At 67.1% G+C, this 22,732-nt stretch carries 27 protein-coding genes; 10 read left to right on the forward strand and 17 right to left on the reverse strand.

Features of this window, described 5'->3' with window-relative positions; translation table 11 throughout:
* Positions 1-4: 4 nt before the first annotated feature.
* Genes flgK through flgB form a run of 11 tightly spaced genes read right to left on the reverse strand, consistent with a single transcriptional unit; the run spans position 5 to position 7,165 of the window.
* Positions 5-1,330, reverse strand: a complete 1,326-nt coding sequence (flgK, locus tag CVO77_RS10135) for a flagellar hook-associated protein FlgK (RefSeq protein WP_105998940.1) — start codon at positions 1,328-1,330, stop codon at positions 5-7.
* Positions 1,327-1,650, reverse strand: a complete 324-nt coding sequence (locus CVO77_RS10140) for a rod-binding protein (RefSeq protein ID WP_105998941.1) — start codon at positions 1,648-1,650, stop codon at positions 1,327-1,329. Before CVO77_RS10140 ends, flgK begins: the two co-directional genes overlap by 4 nt.
* A complete protein-coding gene (locus tag CVO77_RS10145; protein WP_105998942.1) occupies positions 1,647-2,756 on the reverse strand; it encodes a flagellar basal body P-ring protein FlgI in 1,110 nt (369 codons plus the stop codon). The genes CVO77_RS10140 and CVO77_RS10145 overlap by 4 nt, the downstream gene beginning before the upstream one ends.
* Positions 2,757-2,771: 15 nt before the next feature.
* Positions 2,772-3,437, reverse strand: coding sequence for a flagellar basal body L-ring protein FlgH (locus tag CVO77_RS10150; protein WP_105998943.1), 666 nt, complete (start codon positions 3,435-3,437; stop codon positions 2,772-2,774).
* Positions 3,418-4,203: a flagellar basal-body rod protein FlgG gene (gene flgG, locus CVO77_RS10155; protein ID WP_105998944.1), complete on the reverse strand. Its 786-nt coding sequence runs from the start codon at positions 4,201-4,203 to the stop codon at positions 3,418-3,420. The genes CVO77_RS10150 and flgG overlap by 20 nt, the downstream gene beginning before the upstream one ends.
* Entirely contained in the window at positions 4,200-4,472 is a 273-nt protein-coding gene (locus CVO77_RS21840) for a hypothetical protein (RefSeq protein ID WP_105998945.1), read from the reverse strand. The genes flgG and CVO77_RS21840 overlap by 4 nt, the downstream gene beginning before the upstream one ends.
* An 11-nt stretch (positions 4,473-4,483) precedes the next feature.
* The gene (locus CVO77_RS10165; protein WP_105998946.1) at positions 4,484-5,227 is read right to left on the reverse strand and encodes a flagellar basal body rod protein FlgF; all 744 of its coding nucleotides are present in this window, start codon (positions 5,225-5,227) and stop codon (positions 4,484-4,486) included.
* A 34-nt stretch (positions 5,228-5,261) separates the two neighbouring features.
* Positions 5,262-6,092, reverse strand: a complete 831-nt coding sequence (locus CVO77_RS10170) for a flagellar hook-basal body complex protein (protein ID WP_105998947.1) — start codon at positions 6,090-6,092, stop codon at positions 5,262-5,264.
* 4 nt (positions 6,093-6,096) lie between these two features.
* Positions 6,097-6,405 (reverse strand): flagellar hook assembly protein FlgD, encoded by a 309-nt coding sequence (locus tag CVO77_RS10175; RefSeq protein WP_105998948.1) that lies wholly within the window; start codon positions 6,403-6,405, stop codon positions 6,097-6,099.
* Positions 6,406-6,407: 2 nt separating this feature from the next.
* Positions 6,408-6,818 carry a flagellar basal body rod protein FlgC gene (gene flgC / locus CVO77_RS10180; RefSeq protein WP_192878814.1) on the reverse strand — a complete coding sequence of 137 codons (411 nt, stop codon included), beginning with the start codon at positions 6,816-6,818 and terminating at the stop codon, positions 6,408-6,410.
* Entirely contained in the window at positions 6,815-7,165 is a 351-nt protein-coding gene (gene flgB / locus CVO77_RS10185; protein WP_420822510.1) for a flagellar basal body rod protein FlgB, read from the reverse strand. Before flgB ends, flgC begins: the two co-directional genes overlap by 4 nt.
* Positions 7,166-7,442: 277 nt before the next feature.
* Between flgB and CVO77_RS10190 the strand changes: the two genes are divergently transcribed.
* From CVO77_RS10190 to CVO77_RS10215, 6 genes are all read left to right on the forward strand, one after another.
* A complete protein-coding gene (locus tag CVO77_RS10190) occupies positions 7,443-7,958 on the forward strand; it encodes a flagella basal body P-ring formation protein FlgA (protein ID WP_192878815.1) in 516 nt (171 codons plus the stop codon).
* A gap of 225 nt (positions 7,959-8,183) precedes the next feature.
* Positions 8,184-8,489, forward strand: coding sequence for a flagellar biosynthesis anti-sigma factor FlgM (gene flgM / locus CVO77_RS10195; protein ID WP_105998951.1), 306 nt, complete (start codon positions 8,184-8,186; stop codon positions 8,487-8,489).
* Positions 8,489-8,794, forward strand: a complete 306-nt coding sequence (locus CVO77_RS10200) for a hypothetical protein (protein ID WP_105998952.1) — start codon at positions 8,489-8,491, stop codon at positions 8,792-8,794. Before flgM ends, CVO77_RS10200 begins: the two co-directional genes overlap by 1 nt.
* Positions 8,795-8,872: 78 nt before the next feature.
* On the forward strand, positions 8,873-9,706 hold the full coding sequence (locus CVO77_RS10205; protein ID WP_106000771.1) for a transglycosylase SLT domain-containing protein: 834 nt from the start codon (positions 8,873-8,875) through the stop codon (positions 9,704-9,706).
* The gene (flhA, locus tag CVO77_RS10210; RefSeq protein ID WP_105998953.1) at positions 9,703-11,823 is read left to right on the forward strand and encodes a flagellar biosynthesis protein FlhA; all 2,121 of its coding nucleotides are present in this window, start codon (positions 9,703-9,705) and stop codon (positions 11,821-11,823) included. The genes CVO77_RS10205 and flhA overlap by 4 nt, the downstream gene beginning before the upstream one ends.
* Positions 11,813-12,559, forward strand: coding sequence for a sigma-70 family RNA polymerase sigma factor (locus tag CVO77_RS10215; RefSeq protein WP_105998954.1), 747 nt, complete (start codon positions 11,813-11,815; stop codon positions 12,557-12,559). Before flhA ends, CVO77_RS10215 begins: the two co-directional genes overlap by 11 nt.
* 15 nt (positions 12,560-12,574) lie before the next feature.
* Here CVO77_RS10215 and CVO77_RS10220 read toward each other — a convergent pair whose 3' ends face one another.
* Genes CVO77_RS10220 through CVO77_RS10235 form a run of 4 tightly spaced genes read right to left on the reverse strand, consistent with a single transcriptional unit; the run spans position 12,575 to position 14,433 of the window.
* The gene (locus tag CVO77_RS10220) at positions 12,575-13,066 is read right to left on the reverse strand and encodes a MarR family winged helix-turn-helix transcriptional regulator (RefSeq protein ID WP_105998955.1); all 492 of its coding nucleotides are present in this window, start codon (positions 13,064-13,066) and stop codon (positions 12,575-12,577) included.
* Positions 13,067-13,096: 30 nt separating this feature from the next.
* A complete protein-coding gene (locus CVO77_RS10225) occupies positions 13,097-13,510 on the reverse strand; it encodes a hypothetical protein (RefSeq protein ID WP_105998956.1) in 414 nt (137 codons plus the stop codon).
* A 20-nt stretch (positions 13,511-13,530) separates the two neighbouring features.
* Positions 13,531-13,905 carry a hypothetical protein gene (locus CVO77_RS10230; RefSeq protein WP_105998957.1) on the reverse strand — a complete coding sequence of 125 codons (375 nt, stop codon included), beginning with the start codon at positions 13,903-13,905 and terminating at the stop codon, positions 13,531-13,533.
* A 48-nt stretch (positions 13,906-13,953) separates the two neighbouring features.
* Entirely contained in the window at positions 13,954-14,433 is a 480-nt protein-coding gene (locus tag CVO77_RS10235) for a response regulator transcription factor (protein ID WP_242445886.1), read from the reverse strand.
* 172 nt (positions 14,434-14,605) lie between these two features.
* On the opposite strand from CVO77_RS10235, the gene fdhD reads away from it, so the two are divergent.
* On the forward strand, positions 14,606-15,469 hold the full coding sequence (gene fdhD, locus CVO77_RS10240; protein WP_420822545.1) for a formate dehydrogenase accessory sulfurtransferase FdhD: 864 nt from the start codon (positions 14,606-14,608) through the stop codon (positions 15,467-15,469).
* Between the two features lie 206 nt (positions 15,470-15,675).
* Here the strand turns inward: fdhD and CVO77_RS10245 are convergent, their stop codons facing one another.
* Positions 15,676-16,323 carry a DUF1345 domain-containing protein gene (locus tag CVO77_RS10245; RefSeq protein WP_105998960.1) on the reverse strand — a complete coding sequence of 216 codons (648 nt, stop codon included), beginning with the start codon at positions 16,321-16,323 and terminating at the stop codon, positions 15,676-15,678.
* Positions 16,320-18,608: an FdhF/YdeP family oxidoreductase gene (locus tag CVO77_RS10250; RefSeq protein ID WP_105998961.1), complete on the reverse strand. Its 2,289-nt coding sequence runs from the start codon at positions 18,606-18,608 to the stop codon at positions 16,320-16,322. Before CVO77_RS10250 ends, CVO77_RS10245 begins: the two co-directional genes overlap by 4 nt.
* Before the next feature lie 309 nt (positions 18,609-18,917).
* On the opposite strand from CVO77_RS10250, the gene CVO77_RS10255 reads away from it, so the two are divergent.
* Genes CVO77_RS10255 through mprF form a run of 3 tightly spaced genes read left to right on the forward strand, consistent with a single transcriptional unit; the run spans position 18,918 to position 22,709 of the window.
* Positions 18,918-19,694: an AcvB/VirJ family lysyl-phosphatidylglycerol hydrolase gene (locus tag CVO77_RS10255; protein WP_105998962.1), complete on the forward strand. Its 777-nt coding sequence runs from the start codon at positions 18,918-18,920 to the stop codon at positions 19,692-19,694.
* Positions 19,695-19,707: 13 nt separating this feature from the next.
* Positions 19,708-20,106 (forward strand): DUF2147 domain-containing protein, encoded by a 399-nt coding sequence (locus tag CVO77_RS10260; RefSeq protein WP_105998963.1) that lies wholly within the window; start codon positions 19,708-19,710, stop codon positions 20,104-20,106.
* A complete protein-coding gene (gene mprF / locus CVO77_RS10265) occupies positions 20,103-22,709 on the forward strand; it encodes a bifunctional lysylphosphatidylglycerol flippase/synthetase MprF (RefSeq protein ID WP_105998964.1) in 2,607 nt (868 codons plus the stop codon). The genes CVO77_RS10260 and mprF overlap by 4 nt, the downstream gene beginning before the upstream one ends.
* The last annotated feature ends 23 nt before the right edge of the window (positions 22,710-22,732 follow it).

A 22,732-nucleotide genomic window follows, 5' to 3' on the forward strand; every position in this document is an offset into this window, starting at 1 on the left:
CTTCCTACAGCGAGCTCAGCAGCGTCTGCATCGTTTCGCGCGCGACCTGAATCGTGCGCGCCGCCGCCGAATAGGCCTGCTGAAAACGCAGCAATTCGGCGGCTTCATTGTCGAGATTCACCTCGCTCACCGAACCGCGCGCGGCGGCGGCGGCATCGGCGCGCGTCGTCGCGGCGGCATCCTGCGCGCGCGCCGAGGCGGTCGCCTGCGCCTGCGTCGCCAGATGGCCCGACCATGTCGCCTCGGGATCGTTCGCGCCGCGCATCGCGCCGAGCGTCAGCATATTGCCGTTCGTGCTCGCCCCGTCGGCGGCGGCGACCTGACTCGCCGTCAGCGGCGTCGCGGTCAACGTCGCGGCGCTGGTGCCGGTGAAGAGCGGCTGGCCGGCATTGCCATCGGCATCGACGCCCGCCTGATGCGCCGCGTTGAGCTGGCCCGCGAACTGCGTCGCCATCGTGTCGAGCCCGGCGCGCTGGTCGGCGATATGGTTCGCCGCTTCGGCAAAGCCGGCGAGCGAACCCGTTGCATTGGGAAAAGGCGCGCCGCCGATGGTATAGGCGATGCGGCCGTCGGCGGCCGTGGTCATCGCGATCGGCGTCACGACGCCGCCGCCGACGAGCAGGTCACCGCTGCCGGTCGCGCGCAACGTCGCCGCGCCATGCGCATCGAGAGTCGCGCTGACCCCCGCCTGCGACGACAATTGATCGAGCAGGCGGTCGCGCTCGTCCATCAGCGCCGCCTGGTTGGTCGACCCGTCGCGCGCCTTGCGCAGCCCGACGTTGATCTGTTCGAGCGCGTCCAAATTGGTGTTGAACTGTGACACCTCGGCCGTGCCCGCGGACGATACGCCGTCGGACAGGCTCGACAGGCGGTTCGCGGCGGTCTGGAAGCCCGCGGCGATATCGCTCGCGGCTTGCAGGAACTGCGCGCGCAGCGTCGGGTTCGACGGGTCGGCGGTCAATTGGTCGGCGGTCGTGTAGAGCCTGGTCAGCGCGGTCTTGAGGCCGTTGCTATCGTCGCTGAGCGCGCCTTCGACGCGGTTCATCCAGTCGAGCTTCGCCGCCGCGCGGTCCGAATCGCCCGACGAAAGGCGCGCGTCGTTGATCAGCCACTGATCGACCGAACGCACGACGCCCCTGACATCGACCCCGCCCGGCGTCACGCTGCCGCGATAGAGCACCATGTTGCTGCCCGCGGGCACTTCGGCAAGGTCGAGCCGGCGCCGCGCATAGCCCGGCGTCTGGGCGTTGGCGATATTGTCGCCGACGGTCGACAGCGCCTTCGAATAGGCGCGCAGCCCTGTATAGCCGATGCTGAGAAGGTCGCTCACTGAACCCCTCCCCCTCCGCTCGCGGCGCGGCCGCGCAGCTGCGCCTCGACCATGTCGGCGATGCCGAACTGGCGGAGCGCGGCCATCGAATCCGCGGTCTTGGCGTCGGCCATCTCGCGGAAGTTGTCGGTCGCGCTCGACCCGAAAATATCGTCGCCCAGCTTTGCCTGCCGCATCGAGGCCATCAACTGGCGCAGGATCACCGCCTCGAAAGCCTCGGCCGCCTTGCGCAGGCCGCCGTCGCCGCCGCCGGCGGCTGCGGGCGTCGGGGTGGAAGCCCGGACAGGAGGGATCGAAGAAAGGGAGATGGGCGTCGTCATATGATCACCAATTCCGCTGTCAGCGCGCCGGCCTGGCTCAGCGCTTCGAGGATGGCGACAAGGTCGCCGGGGGGAACGCCCATGCGATTGATCGCATCGACGAGTTCGGAAAGCGACGCGGTGGGTTTCACCATCATCATCGGGCGATATTCCTGGTCGACGCCGATGTCGCTCGACTGTTCGACCGCGGTTTCGCCGCGGCTGAACGGCGCGGGCTGCACCACCATCGGCGATTCCTTGATCGAGACGGTCAGCTTGCCCTGCGACACGGCCGCGGTGCCGACGCGGACCGCGCCGTTGATGACGACCGTGCCGGTGCGCGCGTTGACGATGACCCGCGCCGGCGGTTCGGAGCGGACGACGGCGAGATTTTCGATCCGCGACATCAGCCGCATCCGTTCGTCGCCGCCGCCGCCCGCGCGAATCGCGATGCTGGCGCCGTCGATCATCGTCGCCGAGCCGGGAAGCGCCTGGTTGATCGCGTCGGCGACGCGCTTGGCGTTGGTCGCATCGAACTGGTGGAGGTTGAAGGTCAGCTGGTCGCTGGTGGCAAAGCCGGTATCGACCGCGCGTTCGACCGTCGCGCCGCCGGCAATCCGGCCGCTCGACGGGACATTGACCGTCAACTTCGACCCGTCGGCGGCGTCGACGCCCAGACCGCCGATGACGAGGTTGCCCTGCACCATCGCGTAAATCTGTCCGTCGGCGCCATAGAGCGGCGCGAGCACCAGCGTGCCGCCGCGCAGGCTTTTCGCTTTGCCGATCGCCGAGACAGTGACGTCAAGGCGCTGGCCGGGCTTGGCAAAGGGCGGCAGTTCGGCGGTGATCATCACCGCCGCGGCATTTTTGAGCGCCGGATTGACCCCCGCCGGGAGCGTGAGCCCAAAGCGCGACACCGCGCCCTTCATCCCCAGCGTCGAATAATCGAGGCTGTCGTCGCCCGTCCCCGCGAGGCCGACGACGATACCATAGCCGGTGAGCTGGTTCGCGCGCAGGCCCTGGAACTGGCCCATGTCCTTGATCCGTTCGGCATGCGCCGGTGCGGCGACGACGAGGCTCGCCAGGAACAGGGCGATCAGGGTGATGAGGGTCGGACGTTGGGTCACTTGTCTGTCCTCTTTTTAAAACGGGCTGATGATCGAGAAGAAGCGTTGCAGCCAGCCTTGCTTGCTGGCGCGCGCGATCTCGCCCTTGCCGACGTAACGGATGTTGGCGTTGGCGACGCGGGTCGACAGGATTCGGTTGTCGGGACCGATATCGATCGCGCGGACCAATCCCGAAATCTGGACGCGTTCGTCGCCGCGATTGAGCGTCAGCAATTTCTCGCCCTTCACCAGCATCGTGCCGTTCGGATAGACTTCGGCGATCGTCACGCTGACCTCGCCCGACAGCGCGTTCGACTGCGACGCATCGCCCTTGCCCTTGAAGGCCTGGCCGCCGCCCATCGCGACGTCGCTGGGGTTGAACAGCGACAGCGGGCCGGTCACCGGCGGCGTCAGGCCGATATCGCCGTCGCGCTGGGTCGCCGCGGCATTGCTTTTGGTCGCGGCGGTGCGCTCGACGAGCTGGATCGTGATGATGTCGCCGACCGCGCCCGCGCGTCCGCCCGAGGTCAGCGGCACATAGCTGCCCTGGAAGATGGCGCCATTGGTCGGCGGCGGTGGCGGCGGGGCCGGCATCGTCACCGAAAAGGCGTCGGGCGCGACCTTGTCCTTCGCGACGGCCGGAGTCGGCGCGAGCGCGAGACCAAGGGCGATCAGCGCCAGCTCAGAGAGTCTGCGACGCATTTTTCATCATCTCGTCGGTGGCCTGGATCATCTTGCTGTTGACCTCATAGGCGCGCTGCGTCTCGATCATGTCGACGAGTTCCTCGACGACATTGACGTTCGATCCCTCGAGCATCCCGCCGCGCAGGCTGCCCCGGCCTTCCTCGCCGGCGCCGCCGACTTGCGGCGCGCCCGAGGCGGGGGTTTCGACGAGCAGGTTGTTGCCGATCGCCTGCAGGCCCGCCGGGTTGGCGAAGCGCGCGAGTTCGATGCGGCCGAGGTCGGTGAGCGTGCCGTCGGGGCCGGTGGCGGCCACCGTGCCATCGGCGCCGATCGAGATGTTGGTCGCATCCTCGGCGATCTGGATCTGCGGCTGGACCGGCTTGCCGTCCGAGGTGACCAGCACGCCTTCGGGCGAGCGGCCGAAATTGCCGGCGCGAGTATAGCCGATGCGCCCGTCGGGCATCTGGATCTGGAAATAGCCGGCACCGTCGATCGCGACATCGAGGCCGTTGCCGGTCGTCGCGAAGGTGCCCTGGGTGTCGATCCGCGCGGTGCCCGCCAGCGCGACGCCGGTGCCGAGGTTGAGCCCGGTCGCATAGCGGTTTTCCGCGGTCGACGGTGCCCCCGGCGGGGTCATCATCTGATAGCTCAGCGTCTCGAAGCTCGCACGGTCGCGCTTGAAGCCCGTCGTGTTGACGTTGGCAAGGTTGTTCGCGATCACCTGCATCCGGAAGCTCTGGGCATCCAGACCAGTCCGCGCGACGTGAAGGGCACCGAAGCTCATTTCAAATCTCCTGTGAGCGTGATGTGATGATATTGACCCGCCGTGACGGAGCCGATTTTGGCCGAGTGCGAGGCGCGAGGAGCGGCGCGATGCGGGACATCGTGCCCGACGAGCAACGTGGCAATCGGCCAAAATCGGCCCGCCCCGTAGGGGTCGCCCCCGGAAGCCCGCCGGACGGCGGCGCGCCTCTGGACCGGGCCACCGACCCGGCCTGCGAGACGCTTCTTGCCGGCGAACTTCCGGGGGCAATCACGGTGGGTCAATATCATCACATCACGCTCTAACGGGGCAGCTGCATCAGATTGGCCGTCGCGCTGTCCATGTCGCGCGCATCGGTGATCATCTTCAATTGCGTGTCCCAGCTGCGGCTCGCCTCGATCATCTCGACGAGCGCGCTTGTGGCGGCGACGTTCGATCCTTCGATCGAGCGGGTGGCGAGGCGCGCCTCGGGGTCGTCGGGAAGAATCCCGCCGCCCTTCACGCGGAACAGGCCGTCGATGCCCTTGACGATCTCCGACCCCACCGGGGTCGCGAGGCGCAGCCGGTCGACCTCCTGCGGGGTCTGCGGATCGCCGCCGGCCGGCACGACCCACACCCGCCCTTCGGCGTCGATGCTGATCGAATCGGCGGGGGGTATGGTGACCGGACCCTGGCCGCCCTGGACGGGACTGCCATCGCCGGTGGTCAAAAGCCCGCTCGGCGACAATTGCAGGTCGCCGCGCCGTGTATAGGCCTCGCCGCCGTCCTTCGCCTGGACGACGAGCAGCGCATCGCCCTGCACCGCGACGTCGAGGTCGCGGCCGGTTTCGATGACGGTGCCCGCCTTCATGTCGGCGCCGAGCACTTCCTCCGACGCCAGCGCGCGGCTGTCGTAGCCGCTGCCCTGAAGCCAGAGCGACTGCGCCTCCGCCATGTCGGCGCGAAAGCCGGGCGTCTGCGCGTTGGCGAGATTGTTCGCGATCGCCGTCTGCCGGGCCATGCTGCCCCGCATCGCGGTGAGGCTGGTGTAGATGAGGCGGTCCATCTGGAAACTCCCGGCAGGCGGCTAATCGCGCGTCTTAGGTGCGCATGTTGATGATCGTCTGGGTCAGCGTCGACGCGCCCTCGATCGCCTTGGCATTGGCCTGGAAATTGCGCTGGGCGCCGATCAGCATCACCAGCTCCTCGGTGATGTCGACGTTCGAGCGTTCGAGCGTGCCCGAACGGATCGTCCCCATCGGGCCGTTGGTCGCGGCGTCGATCGTCGGGTCGCCGCTTTCGCCGGTCGACTGCCAATGCGCGTCGCCGATCGGACGCAGCCCCTCCATCGCGGGGAAGGTCGCCATCGCGACCTTGCCGAGCACCTGGTCTTCGCCATTGGCGTAAGTCGCGGTGACGAGGCCGTCGAGATCGACCGACACATTGATCAGCGCCGAGGTCGGGTCCGTCGGCGCGCCGTCGGGAAGCACGAAGTCCGACATGCCGCCGAGCGTGCGGTCGGTGACATTGCCGTTGGCGTCGACGGGAAGCAGTTGGAGCTTCTGGCCGGTCGAATCGACCACCGTGCCGTCGGGCAGCGGCGAAAAGGCGCCATTGCGGGTATAGGTGACCTGGTTGCGCGGCGGCTCGCCCTTGACGACGAACAGCCCCTCGCCGACGACCGCGAGATCGAGCGTCTTTTCGCTCGTCTCATACGATCCTTGCGTGAACTGCTGTGCGATGCCGATCAGCCGCTGGCCCTGGCCCGCGACGGTCTTCGACGACTGCGTCGGCGACGAGGCGAAAATGTCGCCGAAGCTCGCCTTGCTGCGCTTGAAGCCGATCGAATTGGCGTTGGCGATATTGTTCGAGATGACCGACATGTCGGTCTGGGCGCCCTTGAGGCCCGAAAGCGAAGTATAGAACGACATGGACTTATCCTTCCTGGGTGGTGATCGGGGTGGCGGCCGGCGTCGCGGCCTTGATATCCTTGAGCAGCGCGGTCTGCGCGGTGAGCTGGTCGGAAATCTTCTGAAGCGTCGAGTTGGTCTCGCTGACCCCGGCGAGGCTCGAGAATTGCGCCATCTGCGCAACCATCTGCTGGTTATCGACCGGGTTGAACGGATCCTGCGACGACAGCTGCGCCGTCATCAGGCGCAGAAAATCCTTCTGGTCGAGCTGCTGCCCCTTGATCTGGGTCGGCGCATAGCTCTGATATTGCGAAGAGATGGAATCGACGGCCATGTTCATTGTCCCAACCGCAGCGTTTCGTTGATCAGGCCCTTTGCGGTCTCAAGAACCTGAACATTATTCTGATACTGGCGCGCGGTCTCGACCATCTCGACCAGCTCGGCGGCGCTATCGACCGCGGCTTCCCACACATTGCCGTCCTTGTCGGCGAGCGGGTTCGACGGGTCGTGGCGTTTCGAGGGCGCCATCCTGCTCGTCGTGACCTGATCGACCTGGACCGTCGCGCGGCCATGGTCGTCCATCACGGTACGAAAGACGGGTTTGAGCGAGCGGAAGGCTTCCTTCTCGCTACCCGCGACGGTTCCCGCGTTGGCGAGGTTCGACGCGGTGGTGTTGAGCCGCACGAGCTGCGCCGACATGGCGCGGCCGCTGATATCGAAGACCGAAAAATTGCTGGCCATCGTCATTCTCCCTTGAGCGCGCGCGTCAGCGTGCCGATGCGCCCCTGGAGGAAGGAAAGGCTCGACCGATAGGCGAGCGCGTTTTCGGCGAAGGCGGTCTGCTCGGTCGCCATTTCGACGGTGTTGCCGTCGAGTGAAGGCTGCACCGGGACGCGATAGGCCATCGCGCCCTCGATCGCATTGCCCGTCGAGGCGCCCTGGCTTGCAAGGTCGAGCGCCTTCGAAAAGTCGAGGTCGCGTGCCTTGTAACCGGGGGTCGCGGCGTTGGCGATGTTCGACGCGAGCATCATCATGCGCTGGCTGCGCAGCTGAAGCGCCGTCGCGTGCAGGCCAAAGAGTTTCTCGGATGCCATCATCAACTTCCTTTTTCACGGGGCCCGGGCCGATCAGCCGGCACGGACGCGCGGAAAAACACCAAGGCATGATGCAATGGCCGTGCCAAAATCAATTTTCCGTTGATATTCAGGTCTATATGAGCAACGTCCCGCAGCGGCCCCGGCGAAGCGCCGCCGTCTCGTCAAAAGATTGACGGCGATCCGTCCGACCCCGCGACAAGCCGCGGCAAAGCGCGACTGGCACGCATCGTGCAGATTGATCGGGCAAATCCCTGGACCAGCCATGGAGTCCGTCATGACCCGCAAGATTGCCCCTTCTCTCGCCGCTGCCTTTGCCGTCGCTCTTGCCGCCGCCCCTTCCGCGGGCGCGCAGCAGGCGAGCGAGGACTGGCAGACGATCGACATGCTGACTCAGGCAGTGGCGAAAGCGATCGGCCGCACCGCGACCCCGATCGACCGCCGCATCAAGCTGGCGCGCTGTCCCGAACAGGCGTCGGTGACGACGGTCGATGCCCGGACGCTCGCGGTCCGCTGCGATTCGCTCGGCTGGCGCCTGCGCGTCGCGATGAGCGGCCCGGCGGGCGCCGCCCCGGTCGCCGCCGGCTTTAGCGCGTCGGCATCGGCGCCGGTGATCCGCCGCGGCGATACCGTCCGCGTTTCGATCGAGACCGCGACTTTCTCGGTCAGCTATTCGGCGACCGCCGCCGAGGATGGGCGCGTCGGCGAAACGATCGCGCTGCGCGGCAATGGTCCCAAGGCGATGATCAGCGCCATCGTCACCGGCCCCGGCCGCGCGCGGCTGATGGACTGAGACAGATTCAAATCGTCATCCTGGCGCAGGCCGGGATAGCAAAACAAGGAAGGCCGGTTCCGGCTTTCGCACGATAAGCCCCACTGGTCCGGCGGGCGTCGATTTTCCGACGCCGCCGGGTTTCTTTTTCATTTTTCCGGTAACCAGCCCTTAATGTCTCGCCGCGCCGTCCGTTAAACCCCTTGAACCGCTTCCGCCGATGCGCGGACAGCCAAGGAGGCCATCATGTCGGGTGACAGCAAGATCGGGATCGTCGGCGGCGTCGGCCGCATCGCCCCCGTGCGCAAGCTCGCGGTGAGCCTGGCCTCCGCCGCTACGTCAGGCGCCGCTGCGCCGCGCGCCGCGCCGTCCGGCGCGATGCCTGCCGCCGGCCTGATCCGCCTTGCCGGCGAACTCGCCGCCCAACCGGCTCCGGTCGACACCGCCCGCGTCGCCGCGCTGCGCGGCGCGATCGCCGAAGGCCGCTATGCCGTCGATCCGGCGAGGATCGCCGGGGCGATGATCGACCATCTCGGCCGAAGTGCCGACTGATGCAGGCGCGGATGGACGATATCCAGGCCAAGCTCAATCTGCTCATCGGCGCGCTCGACGGGCAGGACGCCGGCGCGATCATCGCGGCGACCGAGGAACTGGCGACCGCGGTGATCCTGTTTCGCGGCACCGCCATCCCGGCGGGCCGCGAAGGCCAGGCGCGGGCGCTGATCACCGCGACCCTCGCCCAGCTCGAAGCCGCCGCGATCCGCGTCAATATCCTCAAGGACTGGACGCGTCAGAGGATTGACATGACCCATGCAATCCGCGGAACCGCCCCACGAGGCCTTGCTCTAAACTATTGATAAACCATATGTTCCGGTAATATTCCGGAAAGTGGCACGATGATTGCTTTTGATCTGCTGAACAGGCGGAACCAAAGCATGAACTCGATCAACCCCTTTGCGACATCCCCCCAGGCTTCGGCCGTCCCCGTGCTCGATGCGGTCCAAAACGCATCGGCGCGCACCGGTGTCGATTTCGACTATCTGGTTGATGTCGCGCGCGTCGAAAGCCGCTTCGATCCGACCGCCAAGGCGCCGACCTCGTCGGCGCGCGGGCTATATCAGTTCACCCAGCAGACCTGGCTCGCGACGCTGCGGCGTCACGGCGCGGGGCACGGCCTCGCCTGGGCCGCCGATGCGATCAGCCAGAATGGATCGGGGCGCTTTTCGGTCGCCGATCCCGCGCTGCGCGATCAGATCCTTGGCCTGCGCGACGATCCGGTCGCATCGTCTAACATGGCGGCGGCGCTGACCTCCGACAATCAGGATTATATCGAAAGCCGCATCGGCCGCGCCGCCGAGCCGGTCGACCTTTATCTCGCCCACTTCCTCGGCTCGGCCGGGGCGGCGCGCTTTCTGACCGCCTGGGCCGACAATCCCGAACAGGCCGGAGCGCCGATGATGCCCGACGCGGCGGCCGCCAACCGATCGGTCTTTTACGCCGCCGACGGCAGCATGCGCAGCCTCGGCGACATTCGCGAACGCTTTCGCGCCAAGCTCGACGAAGGCGGCGGCGCGCCGGGCGCGATGCCCGGCGCCGCGCCGACCGCCCCCGGCTGGCGCATGCAGATGGCCAGCGTCAGCGGCGCGAACGGCGGCGGACGTCCGCCGCTGCCGATGATGGATATCCAGCCCATGCCAAGGAAATTGTCGATGGACTTCGCCGCAAGCGCCTATCGCCGCCTCGCCTCCCTGTCGGGCGGCACGGCATGATCGCGGGCCTCAATGCGCGTGGCCTGATGCGGGTCGTCGGCGGCGCCGCGCTGCCCGCGGCGATGCTGATCCTCGTCGCGCTGATGGTGATCCCGGTCTCGCCGATCATCCTCGACATCAGTTTCGTCGCCAACATCATGATCAGCCTGCTGGTGCTGATGGTCGCGTTGCAGGCGTCGAAGCCGCTGGATTTTTCGGCCTTTCCGACGGTGTTGCTGCTCGCGACCCTGTTCCGCCTCTCGCTCAACGTCGCCTCGACCCGCGTCGTGCTCGTCCACGGGCACGAAGGCACGGCGGCGGCGGGGCATGTCATCGAGGCGTTTGGCCAGGTGCTGATCGGCGGCGACTATGTCGTCGGCCTGTTCGTCTTCTTCGTGCTGATGATCATCAATCTGGTCGTCATCACCAAGGGCGCGGGGCGCGTGTCCGAAGTGTCGGCGCGCTTCACCCTCGACGCCCTGCCCGGCAAGCAGATGGCGATCGACGCCGACCTCAACGCCGGGCTGCTCACCCCCGAAGAAGCCAAGGCCCGCCGCGTCGAAGTCGCGACCGAGGCCGATTTCTATGGTTCGATGGACGGCGCCTCGAAATTCGTGAAGGGCGACGCGGTCGCCGGCCTCCTGATCCTGTTCGTCAACATCGTCGGCGGGCTAATCCTTGGCATGTTCAGCCACGGCCTGTCTTTCTCCGACGCCGGCAGCACCTATGTCACGCTGGCGATCGGCGACGCGCTCGTCGCGCAGATTCCGGCGCTGTTGCTGTCGATCGCCGCCGCCGCGATCGTCACCCGCGTCGCGTCGCCGCACAATCTGTCGGGCCAGATCGGCAGCCAGTTCGCCTCGCCGCATGTGTGGTTTGCGGTCGCCGGGGTGCTGTTCATCCTCGGGATCGTCCCGGCGATGCCGCAGATGCTGATCCTGCCCGCCGCCGCGATCGCCGGTGGGATCGGCTGGCAGCTGCGCAAGACCGCCGCCGCTGCCGAGGCCGCGCCGCCGCCCGCGGCGCCCGCGCCCGACCCGCATCTGATCGAATGGGCCGACGTCAGCGACGCCAGCCCGTGCCAGCTCGAAATCGGCTATGCGCTTGTCGCGCTGGTCGACGAGCGCAAGGGCGCGCCGCTGATGACGCGCATCACCGGCATCCGCCGCCAATTGTCGAAGGAACTGGGCTTCGTCGTCCCCGCGGTGAAGGTCGCCGACGATCTGTCGCTGCCCGGAAACGTCTATCGCATCTCGATCGCCGGGGTGATCGTCGGCGAGGACGAGGTTTTCCCCAACGAGATGCTCGCGCTCGATTCGGGCGACATCGTCACGAAGGTCACCGGCCGGGCGTGCAAGGACCCGACCTTCGGACTCGACGCGCTGTGGATCGCGAAGAGCGCCCAGAACGACGCGATCGCGGCGGGCTATACCGTGGTCGATCCGGCGACCGTCGTCGCGACCCACCTCAACAACAGCATCGTCGCATCGGCCACCGAATTGTTCGGCATCGACGACGCGCAGGCGCTGATCGACACGCTGAAAACGCATTATCCGCAGCTCGCCCAGTCGCTTGTCCAAGGCTATCCGCTGCCGCGCGTCGCCGCGCTGTGCAAGGCGATGCTGATCGAGCGCGTGCCCCTGCGCGACGTCCGCAAGATCGCCGAGGCGATGGTTTCGCTAGGCAGCCAGCAACTCGGCGACGCCGATCTGGTCGAGGCGGTGCGCCAGCGCATCGGCGCGTTGATCGTCCAGACGATCGTGCCGAGCCGGATGCCGCTGCCCGTCGTCACTTTCAGTCCCGAGATCGAGGTGCTGCTCAATCAGGCGGTGCGCGCCAATCCGGGCGCCGAATGGCCGTTCGAGCACGGGATGGCGATGAAGATCGTCGAGCAGATCGGCGACGCGGTCGAGCCGCTCCTCCTGTCGACGCGCAGCTTCGCGCTTGTCGCCTCGCCGCTGTGCCGGTCGGCGCTGTCGCGGCTCGTGCGCGCGACCTTCCCCGATGTCGCGGTCATTTCCTACCTCGAAATCCCGGCGAACAAGGCGACCGAGATCGTCGCGACGATCGGCGCCGAAATCCCCCGCCTCACCAGCGCCCAGGACGCCCAGATGAAGGACGAACCCCATGAGAATTGAGCCCGCCGAGCAGTTCGCGGCGGCAGGCGCCCGCGCGCCGCGTCCCCACGGCTATGGCGAAAGCGCCGAGGCGCTGGTCGAGGAATATGCGCCGCTGGTCCGCAAGATCGCCTGGCAGGTCCATTCGCGCGTGTCGCGGACGAGCGATCTTGAGGATCTGATCCAGGCCGGGCTGATCGCGCTGATCGAGGCGAGCCGTAGCTATGAAGAACGCGGCTTTGCCTTCGCCACTTACGCCACCACGCGGATCCGCGGCGCAATGATCGACCAGCAGCGGCGCGAGGCCGACGTCGGGCGATCGGCGATGGTCGCGGCGCGGCAATTGCACCAGGCGCGCCGGATGCTCGAACAGCAATTGCTGCGCGCGCCGACCGCAGCCGAAATGGCCGAAGCGCTCGAGCTTTCGGCCGAGGCCTATTTCGCGCTCGAAAAAAATGCGACCCATGGCCGCTCGATCTCGATCGAGGATCTGATGGAGGACGGCAGCTTCCTGTTCGCCGACGACCGGATCGGCGCGGGCGAGGCGTGCGAGCAGGAGGATATGCTGGACGCGCTGCGCCAGTGCGTCGGCCGCCTTGCCGAGCGCGAGCAGATGGTGCTTCAGCTCTATTTCTTCGAGGAGCTCAACCTGCAGGAGATCGGCCTGACGCTCGACGTCAGCGCCGCTCGCGTCTGCCAGATCAAGCGCGACGCGATGGCGAAGATCGACCGGATGATGCGCGGGATGATCGAATGAGCCGGTAAAGGCGGCTCACGCGGCGCGGCTGTATCCGCCGCGCACCGCCGCATGGAATTTCTCGAAATAGCTCGCCATCTTGTCGGCACCCGCTTCGGTAAGCCGAACGATCGAGCGGCGCCGGTCGCGCTCGTCGATCGACCGCTTGGCGAGCCCCGCCGCCTCGATCGCCGCGATCATGCGCAGGCCCGACGACAGCGGCACCCCGGCGCCGGTCGCCAGATCGCTCGCGCTCAGGCTCCGGCCGTTGGCGTTTGCCAGCATCAGGTCGAGCATCATGTCCCAGATGGCGCCCGACATCTGCGCGGTGCCGAAATGGCTCTTGCGTATCCGCCGTAGCTGGATGCTGAGCGACAGCTGGTCGACGAGCCGCGGCTCGGCTTCGCCGATGCCGAAGGCCGGATCGGATTTTGGCTGACCGTCGCCGGCGCTTTTCGCCAGCATGTCGTGAATCTGGTCGATACGCGACCGGATTTCGGCGATTTCAGGATTCGCGAATGGTTGCATGCGTTGGCGCCCCCCGGCTGCCGTTTATCTTCAGGCCGCGGCATTCCCCCGCCGTTTGGTCGAACCCGATGCGTATAGGATCAAGAAAAGGATCGGGTAGGAAATATACATTGAAAGCAGCGCATAGGGGCGCGCCAATATCTCCGAAAACATCATCTTCTGGACATGCCCGAAAATCGCGATCAACTGCCAACCGGTGATCCAGTAAGGCCAGAAACGATTTGTTTTCAGGGCAATAAACCAAAAGCTCGCCAAGGCGACGATATCGATCACGAAGATATTATATTCAATATGCGACCAATTCGGTTGGGGTGCCAGGACCGTGGTGCAGACCGAGGCAAGCAGCGCGGTACAGGCCGCCCAGCGTTCCAGGGGGCCGCCGCGCCACATCGCGACCGCCACCGTGAGCAACAATACCGCATAATAGCTCGCCACGGTCCACATCCGGATCGTCCAATCCGCGGTTACGACGCGCGGGCGAGCGGCAGGCGGGCGACTTCGGCGCCGAGCCCGTCATCGTCGACCAGCGACGCGCTTGCGGGCGGCTTGACGCCGGCGCCGAACATGCGGGCGCCGAGGCCGACCTGCTTCTGCGTCGCGGTCAGCGCGATATGGGCATCGGTGAGCAGCTGGCGGACTTCGCCGGCGGCCGCCAGCGCGTTCGCGACCTTCGCCACCGCTTCCTGGCCGACGATCGCCGACATGTTGGTGTCGCGGCGCGCGGCGGGAAGCGCCGCAGCGAGGTGGGCGATGCGGATCATGGTTTCGTCGATGGCATCTTCGGCCTGATGGAGTCCGGAGGCGATCTTCCTCGCTGCGGAAAGTCGTTCGTTCAGCATGTTTCCTGGTCCTTGAAAGCGAATGCCGACGGTTCCCCCCCTCAGCATTCAGGTCAAAACACGACCAAGACCGACAAGGATCGAATAGAGAGCGGAAAAAGCCAATATGGTCGCAAGAGCGATCAGGATCGGCCAGATGATCCTTTCCATCAATCCGTGCCGGTTGGCCGGCTGGGACGCGGTAGGAAATGGCGAACCGATGTCGAAAAACCGCCGGATCGAACCTTGCCCCCCACCGGCTTCATCGGCGGGAGCGGCCTCGCCTAGGTCGATCAATTGATATGTCAAAGGCTGATATGGAGTAACCTGGTTGAATACACCGTTACGAGCCAGGACGGTCGCAGCTTCTATTCTGTTAGAAACATTAAGTTTTTTTAACGCCCGGCGAACACGTTCATCAACCGTGTGTGGAGACACATCCATAATGCGAGCGATTTCCTTGGAATTTTTGTGCTCGAAAACATGCCGCAACGTTTCAATTTGCGCGGCCGAAAGGAGACTGATGTAATTGTCTGGGTCACCCTGCACGCGTGAGGGCATAGAGCATCAGGAGTCGAAATCAAGTTACGTGGTCAAGCGATTGGCGTATCTTGTTACCCGATTGTTTCGCGACATGGCGCCCGCGCGCCCTCTTTCCTCCGCGCGATGGCGGGCCGGTGGACAAGATTGTCGGGCGCAGGATAGGCTGGCGGCAATGACGATCGACACTCACTCCGCCGACCGGGGCACCCCCGACCAGGACACCCCGGACGAGATCGCGGCCGCCACCTGCGGCGCCGCGACGACGGACCGGACGGTCCGGCGCCTCGGCCTCGGCGCGCCCGGCGACGGCGACCTGGTCCGCACCGTCGCGGTCGAAGCGCCGGTGTCGGTCGAGGTCGGCGGCATCGGCTATGCCGTGATGATGGCGACCCCCACCGACCTGCGCGATTATGCGCTCGGCTTTGCGTTGGCCGAGGGGCTGGTCGACACGCCCGCGCAATTGAACCGCGTCGATGCGCATCCGATCGAGGGCGGATGGGCGCTCCGGCTCTGGCTGGTGGCCGAGCGCGCCGCGCTGGCGCTCGAACGGGTGCGGCGGCGGGTCGGCGAAAGCAGCTGCGGTCTGTGCGGGATCGAGAATATCGAGGAAGTGCTGCGCCCGCTGCCCCCCCTGACCGCACGGCTGGCGGTCGACCGCGCCGCGATCGCCGCGGCGCTCGCCGCGCTGACGGCGCACCAGCCGCTCGGCCGCGCGACGGGCGCCGTCCACGCCGCCGCCTTTTGCGCGCCGACCGGAGAAATCCTGTGCGTGCGCGAGGATGTCGGGCGCCACAATGCCCTCGACAAGCTGATCGGGGCGCTGGCGTGGGCCGCGATCGACCCCGCCGACGGCTTCATCCTGCTGTCGGCGCGGTGCAGCTATGAACTGGTCGAAAAGACGGTGCGCGCGGGCTGTCCGCTGCTCGTCACCATTTCGGCGCCGACCAGCCTCGCCGCCGACCGCGCCGCCGCCGCTGGCCTCACCCTTGTCGCGCTGGCGCGGAGCGATTCGGCGCTGCTGATCAGCGGCGACATGGCTTAGGCCCGGACCTCCAGGCTGCGCGGACGCATTCCGGGCGGCGGGAGACGCCGGAGAGACGATCTCCCATTTCTCGTCACCCTGCCCTTGCCTCCGACGCAGCGTCGAACGCGAACGCAGTCCGTGGATGCTGAAACGAGTTCAGCATGACGATTTTGAAAGGCAGCACGCCGCTCCAGACCAATGAATGCGGCATGGGTTCAGTTCCGCTACGATCCCCCGATCGCGTTCACCGTAAACGCCAAAATCCCCATGTTGAAGACGAACGCCGCCATGCAATGGCCGAGCACGACACGCCGCATATGCGCGCCCGCGATGGTGACGTCCGATGTCTGGAAGGTCATGCCGAGCGTGAAGCTGAAATAGAGGAAATCCCAATAATCGGGCTCGCCGACCCCCGGCACCTCGAGCCCGCCGCGGTCGCGGCCATCAGCCTGCCGATAATAGAGATGCGCATAGTGAAGCGTGAAGACGGTGTTCGCGAAGAGCCAGGCGAGGGCCAGTGTGGCGACGATCAGCGCGATATCGGCGCGGTCGAGCGGATCAGGGCTGGCGATCAGCGTCCCGACCGCGAACAGGATCACCAGCGACAGCAACACCGAAATGGCCAGCAGCCCCGCGCGGTTCGCGTCATTCTCCTCCGACCGGCGCCGCATCTGCGCCGTGCTCAATCGCAGCAGCGGCACTTCGGCGGCGAGAAAGACGAGCGCGGCGACATCGAAGCCGCCGAGCAGCCCGGTCCGCGGTTCGACACCGAGCATTGCCGCGCCGCCGCCGCCGAAAAGCAGCACGCCTACAAAGAGAAGGAAGCGCGGCGGCGCGAAATGCCGACCCGGCGCGAAAGGTCGGCGAGTCATCGCGGCGCGCCGCTCCCTTGCCCGGCGACGATCCGCACCGGAATCGACTTGGCGGCGGGACAGCCGCTGATCCGGTCGTAAAGTTCGAGCGGAAGCAATGGGTTGAGTTCGGGATAATAGCCCGCAACCGCACCGCGCGGCATCGGATAGTCGATCAGCGTCAGCCCGTCGACGCGGCGGTCGATCCCGTCGGCGGCGATCGTTTCGAGCGCGACCTTCGCCCCTGCCTCCAGCCCGCGCGCCGCGCGGTCCTCGGCATTGACGAACAGGATCATCCGATCGTTGTACACGCCGCGATAGCGATCATTATAGCTGTAGATCGTCGTGTTGAACTGGTCGTGCGAGCGCACCGTCGCGAGCCGCAGCATATCGGGATCGTCGACCGGCGCGTTGATCGCAAGGCCCGGCAGGACGAGGAAATTCGCTTTGCCGTTCGGGGTCAGCCATACCAGCCGCCGCGGCGCGACGTCGAGGTGGAAGCCCAGCGGCGCCGTGATCCGTTCGGCGAACCCCTCATACAGCGCGGGATAGACCTCGGCGATCTTGTCGCGGATCGCGCCATAATCGTCGATGTAGCGCGCCCAGCCGGTGCGGCTGCTCGGCAGCGCCGCCATCGCCATGCGGCAGACGATCTCGACCTCGGGCTTGCAGTCGGGGCTCGCGGGGTCGAGGACGCCGCGCGAGGCGGTGACGTTCGACATCGAATCCTCGATCGTGACGAACTGTTCGCCCGCCGCGGTCTCGATCCGTTCGGACCGCGCGACGACGGGCAGGATCAGCGCGTCCCTGCCGTGCACCAGATGCCCGCGGTTGAGCTTGGTCGCGATGCCGACGGTCAGGTCGAGTTTGCGCATCGCGTCATAGGCGCGGTCGGTATCGGGGATCGCACGCACGAAATTGCCGCCGAGCCCGATGAAGACGCGCGCGGTGCCCCTCTCCATCGCCTCGACCGACTCGACGGTGTGATGGCCATGCTCGCGCGGCGGATCGAAGCCGAACACGTCGCGGACGCGGTCGAGATAGGCGGCGGTCGGTTTCTCGTCGATCCCGACGGTGCGGTCGCCCTGGACGTTCGAATGACCGCGGATCGGTGAGATGCCCGCGCCCGGCCGACCGAAATTGCCCTTGAGCAGCAATATGTTCGCGATCTGCTGGACGAGGCGCGACCCGAGCTGATGCTGCGTCACCCCCATGCCATAGCAGATGATCGTCGCCTTCGAGCGGATATAGATGTCGGCGCAGCGGCGGATCTGCTCCTCCGATATGCCCGAGGCCGCGACCATCGCGCCCCAGTCCTGCGCGCATATGTCGGCCTCGAGCGCCGCGAAGCCCTCGGTATGCTCGGCGATGAAATCATGGTCGAGGATCGCCTCGCCCGCCGTCTCGCGTTCGAACAGCGCCTTCATCATCCCCTTCAGGAAAGCGAGGTCGCCGCCGATGCGGATATGGACGAATTCGCTGGCGATCGGGGTCGAGCCGAAGGTCGCCATCTGGACGACATCCTGCGGCTCGGTGAAGCGGATCAGCGCGCGTTCGGGCATCGGGTTGACCGCGACGATCGGCACCCCGCGCTTTCGCGCTTCGACGAGCTGCGTCATCATGCGCGGGGCGTTGGTGCCGGGGTTCTGCCCGATGACGAAGATCGCCTCGGCATGGTCGAAATCCTCGAGCACCACCGTGCCCTTGCCGACCCCGATCGCGGGCGGCAGGCCGCGGCTCGTAGGTTCGTGGCACATGTTCGAGCAATCGGGAAAATTGTTGGTGCCAAATTCGCGCACGAAGATCGAATAGAGGAAGGCCGCTTCGTTCGGGGTGCGGCCCGAGGTATAGAATTCGGCGTGGTGCGGACTGTCGAGGCCGCGAAGATGCCGACCGATCAGCGCAAAGGCGTCGTCCCAGCTCACCGGCACATAATGGTCGCTCGCCGCGTCATAGCGCATCGGTTCGGTGAGCCGCCCCTGCCTTTCGAGCCAGTAATCCGATTGCGCCATCAGATCGGTCACGCTGTGCGCCGCGAAGAAATCGCGGGTGACGCGAAATTTGGTCGCTTCATGCGCGAGCGCCTTGGCGCCATTTTCGCAGAATTCGAGCTTCTTGGTGCAGACAGCGTCGGGAAAGGCGCAGCTTGGGCATTTGAAGCCGCCGGGCTGGTTCATCGACAAAAGCGCGCGCGACCCCTTGGTGACGACGCTCTGTTCGAGCAGCACCTTCGCCGTCGCCGCCGCCGCGCCCCAGCCGCCGGCGGGGCTGGTATAATGTTTATAGCGGGGTTTATCCTCGGCCATGGCGCGGGCTCCGTCCGATACAGGGACCCCGAGTAAAGCATAGCGACCGCGCCAACGCCACTCGCCTTTATGGCCCACAAAAAACGGCCAGCCCCCAGGGGCGAGGGCTGGCCGGGTGCAGGCGGGCGCGGGCTAGCGGGTGCCGGGTGAAACCCTCGCCCACCTGCGGTCAGGGTCGTCCGGGAACGCAATCAAACCCGGACGTCCCGTTGTTACACGCCGCCGCGCGTCCGCGGCATGACCAGCACATGACAATATCGTAATCCGCGCGTCAGCTTGCGGAGCGGCCCCGGCGCCTAAAAGCGGCGCATGGCGAACGGCACGACCAGCGAGCGGCAAACCGCGCTTCGGGCATCCGCGACCAGGACATCCGCGACCAGGGCATGGGTCCGGGCGATCGGGCTCGTGCTGCTGATCGTGCTGATCGGAGCGATCGGCACTTATGCCCATGCCGGCTGGTACGCCCATGGCATCTTCCACGACCGGCCCGCGAAAGCGGCCGGACCGGAGCGCCCCGCGATCGTCATGCTGTCGGGGGACATGGGCGACCGCATCGGCATGACGCCGAAGGTCGCGGCGCGGCTGCACGCGCGCGGCTATGCGATCGTCACCGTCAACAGCCTGTCCTATTTCTCGCCGCGCCGCACCGCGGCCGAAGCGGCGGCGCTGGTCGCGGGGGCGATGCGCCGCGCGATGACACTCGGCCGGACCGATCATGTCGTGCTGATCGGCCAATCCTTCGGCGCCGACATGCTCCACGCCGGGCTCGCCGAGTTTTCGGACGCCGCGCGACGCCCGATCCGCGCGGTCATCCTTGTCGTGCCCGGCCACGACATCGTCTTTCGCGCCTCGCCGGTCGAACTGGCGGGATGGGAGACCCCCGACGCGCTCGCCTGGCCCACCGCGTCGCGGCTGACCTGGGCGCCGGTCACCTGCATCCGCGGCGCCGAGGAGCGCGGCAGCCTGTGCCCCGAGCTGGCGATGCCGAACGTCCGCCGGATCGCGCTGCCCGGCGGCCATAGGCTGGAGGACGACGACGCGGCGCTCGCGGCGGCGATCCTGCACGCGATCGGAGAGGCCCGATGACGAGGAGGCGGAAATGAAGGGAATGGCGCTGGCGTTGCTGCTCGCGGTATCGTCCGGGCTGACGCCGCCGCAACCGGCGGCGTCGCCGATCGGCATCTGGCAGAATCCGAAAGGGACGATCCGCGTCCGCACCCGGCCCTGCGGCGAGCTGCTCTGCGGCAATATCGTCTGGGCGAGCCCCCAGGCGATGGCCGACGCACGCGATGCCGGCGTCACCGCACTGATCGGCACCGAATTGCTCAGCGGCTATCGCCGCACCGGCAGCGGGCGCTGGACCGGGCAGGTCTATGTCCCCGACCAGGGGCGCCGCTTTTATTCGACGATCGAGCAGAAGGGGCCGAACGGCCTGCGCATTTCGGGCTGCATCCTCGGCGGGCTGCTCTGCAAGCGGCAGGACTGGACCCGGCAATGAGCGCGGCGGCGAGCATCGCGGGCGCGATGGCGTGGGGCCGCGCCCACCGACGGCTGCTGCCGATCCTCGCGGCGCTCGCGGTCGCCATGCTCGGCTTTTCGGCGCTGTTCACTTTGCTCCATTCGGTGCGCCCGCGCGCGATACGCCAGGCCTTCGACGCGCTGTCGGCGGCGAAAATCCTTGGCGCGCTGGCGCTGACCGCCGCAAGCTATCTGCTCCTCACGCTCTACGACGGCTTCGCGCTGCGCGTGCTCGGCAAGCGACTGCCGTGGCGCACCGCCGCGCTCGCGTCCTTCACCAGCTATGCGCTCAGCCACAATCTGGGGCTCGCGCTGCTCACCGGCGGGTCGGCGCGCTACCGCGTCTATCGCGCCGCGGGGCTCGGCGGCGGCGAGATCGGCAGCGTCATCGCGCTCGCCAGCTTCGCCTTCTGGAACGGGGTGATCCTGCTCGCGGGCGTCGCCGCCGCGACGAGCACGCAGTTGTCGCCCGCTCTCGGCTGGGGACTGTCGCTGCCCTGGCTGCATGTCGCGGGGCTGGTCACCGTCACCCTGTGCCTGGTCCCGCCGCTGCTTCGTCATTTCGGCCTCCGGGCGATCGAGATCGGCGGCTGGCGCACGCCGCTCCCCGGCCCCGCGATGAGCGCGGCGATGACGCTCGTCGCCGCGCTCGACCTCGCCGCGGCGAGCGCGGCGCTCTATATCCTCCTCCCCGCGCCCGACCCGTCGGCCTGGCCGCTCTTTTTCCTCGGCTATGCGCTGGCGATCATCGCGGCGCTGGTCAGCCATGTTCCCGGCGGGCTCGGGGTGTTCGAGGCAGTGGTGATCGCCGCCGTCCCCGGCGACAAGGCGCAGCTTCTTGCGGCTTTGCTCGCCTATCGCGTGATCTATTATCTGCTGCCGCTGCTGCTCGCCGCGCTGCTGCTCGCGTGGCACGAGAGCCGGGAGTGGCACGGACAGGCGAAGGAACTCGCGGCGGCGGGCCAGTCGCTGCTGCGCGAACTGGCGCCGCCGCTGCTCGCCGCGCTCGTCTTTGCCGGCGGGCTGATCCTCCTCCTGTCGGGATCGACCCCCGCCGACGCCGCGCGGATGCACGACCTCAAGCATCTTTTGCCCCTGCCTTTCGTCGAGGCTTCGCACCTCGCCGCCAGCCTGTCGGGCACGCTGCTGCTGTTCCTCGCGCCCGGGCTGCTGCGGCGGCTCGACGGCGCTTTCGTGGCGACCCGCGCGCTGCTGGTCGCAGCGATCCTCTTTTCGCTCGCCAAGGGGTTCGATTATGAGGAAGCGCTGATCCTCACCGGGATCGCGGCGGCGCTGCAATGGAGCCGCCCGGCCTTTTACCGGCAGACGTCGCTGATCGCCGCGCCGCTATCGACCGGCTGGATCGCGGCGGCGCTGACCGCGATCCTCGCGTCGGTTTTCGCGGGCTTTTTCGCCTATAAACATGTCGCCTATGATAGCAGCCTGTGGTGGCAGTTCAGCCTGAGAGGGGACGCCCCGCGCTTCCTGCGTGCGCTGTTCGGTATCGCGGTGCTGCTCGCGGGGCTCGCGCTCTGGCGGCTGTTCGCGCCATCGCCGCGCGCCGCGCCGAGCGAGGCGATCGGCTTCGACGCGCTTGGCTCCGCGCTCGCGCTCGCCGACCAGACCGACGCTTTCCTGGCCTTCACTGGCGACAAGCGCTTCCTGCTCGCCGACGAGGGCGATGCCTTTTTGATGTACCGGGTGGAGAGCGCGAACTGGATCATGATGGGCGATCCCGTCGGCAATGAGGCGCGCTGGTCCGACCTGCTCTGGAAATTGCGCGAGCGCGCCGACGCGGCGCAGGGCCGTCTCCTCCTCTACCAGATCGGCGCGCGCTGCCTGCCGCACGCGATCGACCTGGGCCTTTCGATCGTCAAATATGGCGAGGAGGCGCGCGTCGATCTCGCCGATTTCACGCTCGCCGGGCCGCAGGCCAAGACCCTGCGCCACGCCGAGCGCCGCGCGGTCGAGGGCGGCGCAAACTTCGCGATCCTTCCCGCCATCGCGGTGCCCGCGCATATCGCCGAACTGAAAGCCGTGTCCGACGACTGGCTGCGCGCGAAGCAGCAGCGCGAAAAGGCGTTCAGCCTCGGCAGCTTCGACCCCGCCTATATGGCGCATTTCCCGTGCGCGGTGGTGCGGATGGAGGGGCGGATCATTGCTTTCGCCAATATCCTCGCCACCCCGAACCGCGAGGAAATGTCGGTCGATCTGATGCGCCATGTCGCCGCCTTGCCCTATGGCGTGATGGATTTCCTCTTCATCCGGTTGATGGAACATGCGCGCGCGCAGGGCTATCGCCGCTTCACCCTCGGCATCGCGCCGCTCGCCGGGATCGACGGGCGCAAGCTGGCCCCGGCGTGGGCGCGCGGCGCCGCCTTTCTGTTCCGGCACGGCGAGATGCTCTATGGCTTCGGGGGGCTGAGGAGCTATAAGGCGAAATTCGCGACTCACTGGGAACCGCGCTATATCGCCGGCCCGCGCGGCATGGCGTTCGCGCGGAGCATGGCGGCCGTCCACCGCATCGTCAGCCGCCCCCCCGCCCGGAAACAGGCGGGGACGGCGATCGCGGCGCTGGTTTAGGCCGTGCCGTCCAACCCCGTGCC

Origin of the sequence: Sphingopyxis lindanitolerans (genome assembly GCF_002993885.1) — a bacterium.
Lineage (GTDB): Bacteria > Pseudomonadota > Alphaproteobacteria > Sphingomonadales > Sphingomonadaceae > Sphingopyxis > Sphingopyxis lindanitolerans.